We start from the raw sequence: 2565 nt of genomic DNA on the forward strand, positions 1-2565 counted from the left end.
CCGTGGAGAACATAACGGGGAGGGGGCTGCCGAGCGCCGAGCGGCCGGTGTCAGCGGGTGACGCGGAAGCTGTGGATCTGGTCCGCGCCGTCGGCACCGGCTCCGGACTTGTCGACCACGTATGCGGTGCCGTTCGTGACGGTCACGTGGTTGGGGTTGGCGCCGGTGGTCACCGTGCGGACGACGGTGCCCTTGCCCGGGTCGACGACCGTCGCCGTGGCGGCGGTGCGGTTGACGACCACGACGTTGCCGGTGCGGTCGTCGTCGGCGACGGACAGGGCACCCGCGCCCGTGGCGACGGACTTGGTGACCAGACCCTTCCTGAGGTCGATCACGGAGAGGTCGCCGCCGGTCTGGTTGGCGGTGTAAGCGGTCCTGCCGTTCTTTGACAGCGCGATCGAGATCGGGCCGTCACCGGCAGGGATGAGGCGCGGGGTGGCGGACTTGGCGGTGACCTCGATGACCTGGTCACCGTTGAGGTCCGCGGCGTAGGCGGTACCGGTCCGCTCGTTGACGACCAGGCCGGTCGGGCCGGACCCGGTGACGGTGATCCGCTGCTTCTCCTTAAGGGTCTTCGAGTCGAAGGCCACGAGGGAGCCGTCCGTGAAGGCGCTCGCCCACACCGTGTCGTGGCGCTCGTCGACGACGATCTCGCGGGCGTGGCCCACGTTCGGGAGGGTGGCGAGGTGCTCGCCGGTGCGCTGGCTGTAGACGGCGACGGTGTTGTTGCGGGTGTTCGTCGTCCAGACGGTGTTGTGCTCGTCGTCCACGGCCACGCCGTAGACGGCTTCCAGGGCGCCCGTGGCGGCGTCGGTGACCGGCGGGGTGACGGTCTGCTTCACCTTGAGGGTCTTCGGGTCCACCTTCAGGAGGGCGGAGGCCACGACCGGCGGGCGGCCCACGGCGGACGTGGTCCACAGGACGTTGTTCCGCTCGGAGTACGAGGACTGGTACAGGCCCTTCACGAGCGGTGCGACCGTGACGGTGCCGGCCACGGGGTGTGCTGAGGCGGGGCCCGTCAGCGCGGCGGTGGTGCCCGCGGTGATCGCGAGGGCGATGGCGGCACGGGTGACGGTGCGACGGCTTCTGCGGATGGACGAGGTCATGCGGGGGTCAACTCCCTGACAGGGGTTTCAGTAGGAACTGCAACACTTGTAACTTAGCTTAGGCTTACCTAAGTAACGCATCCTCAGGTGTGTGACGTGCGCGACAACATTCCTGTGGGGGTGCTGTGTTCGGGCGTGGTGTCAGCCCTGCGCTGCGTGTCCGCCCGGGCGGCGGCGTACGACGATCAGCGTGGTGGCGGCGGCGCCGGCCGCCCCGCCCACCGCTGCGGCGGCCGCCGACCAGGCGATCGTCGCGTACGGGACGGAGTCCTCCACGGATGCCGCGGCGACGGTGTCCGGCGTCGCCCGGGGCACCGCGGCCGTCGCCGGGCCGGTGCCCGAGGCCGTGGCTGTCGCGCCGGGAACGGTCACCGTGAAGTCGACCCTGAGGGTTGTGGAGGGGTTCGGTGCGAGGAAGCGCAGCCAGTGGGCGCCCGCCGGAGTCTCCGCCGGGATCGTGACCTCACCTTTGTACGCGCCCGTGGAGTCGGCCTTCCACTGGCCCAGGATCTCCTCGTCGTCGAGCTTGATGGTGACGGTCTGTCCGGCCGGGAACTTTGTCACCTCGAACGGGATCTTTCCGCCCGGCTGCACCTGACTCGCTGTTATCGCGGCCTTGGCGCCCCGGGAGTTGGACGCCGAGGCCGGCTCACCCGTGGCGGCCGGTACGCCGCCGGTGCCGGCCGGCCCGCCCCCGCCGCCCGGGGAGGCACTCGCCGCGGCCTGCGCCGCCGATGTGCCGGAGGTGACGGTGAAGTCCGCCCTGAGGCTCGTGGAGGGGTTTGGCGCGAGGAAGCGCAGCCAGTGGGCGCCCTTCGTGGCATCCGCCGGAATCGTGACGGTCCCCGAGAGTGAGCCGTCCGCGCCGATGCCGTTCGGCCACTGCCCGATGATCTCGGAGTCGTCGAGCTTGACGGTGAGCTGCCGGCCCGCAGGGAAGCCCGTCACCCGGAAGGACACCTTGCCGCCGGCGGCGACCTGCGAACCCGCGGTGATCGTGGCGGACGTGCTCGCGTTGCCGCCCGAGCCGTCGGGGGAGGGCGATCCGCCGGAGCCGGACGTCCCGCCCGTGCCGCCGGAAGCGCCACCGGTGCCGGAGTCCGTGCCGCCACCGGTGCTGCCGCCCGTACCCGAACCGCCGTTGCCGCCCGAGCCGGACGCCGTCACGGAGATGTCCGCCTTGAGGCTCGTGGAGGGGTTCGGTGCGAGGNNCGGCGTCGACTTGGGGACGGTGACCGTAGCGGTGAGCGTGCCGTCCGCCTTCACGGCGGAGGGCCACTGGCCGATGATGCCGTCGTCGTCCAGCTTGACGGTGACGCTCTGGCCCTTGGTGAACCCGGAGAGGGTGAAGGTGACCTTCCCGCCTGCGGTGACCTTGGAGCCCGTCAGCCGCACGGCCGGTTCGGCGGTGGGCGGTGCTGTCGTCGGGGGCGCGGTCGGTGTGGGAGTGGGTGTGGGG

1 protein-coding gene is annotated in these 2565 nt (G+C 71.4%); it reads right to left on the reverse strand.

What is annotated here, in order from left to right; genetic code table 11:
* Window positions 1-50: 50 nt before the first annotated feature.
* Window positions 51-1106, reverse strand: a complete 1056-nt coding sequence (locus tag BFF76_RS26470) for a YncE family protein (RefSeq protein ID WP_031094993.1) — start codon at window positions 1104-1106, stop codon at window positions 51-53.
* Window positions 1107-2565 lie beyond the last annotated feature (1459 nt).

It is taken from the genome of Streptomyces mutomycini (assembly GCF_001700505.1).
In the GTDB taxonomy this organism is placed as follows: Bacteria; Actinomycetota; Actinomycetes; order Streptomycetales; family Streptomycetaceae; genus Streptomyces; species Streptomyces mutomycini.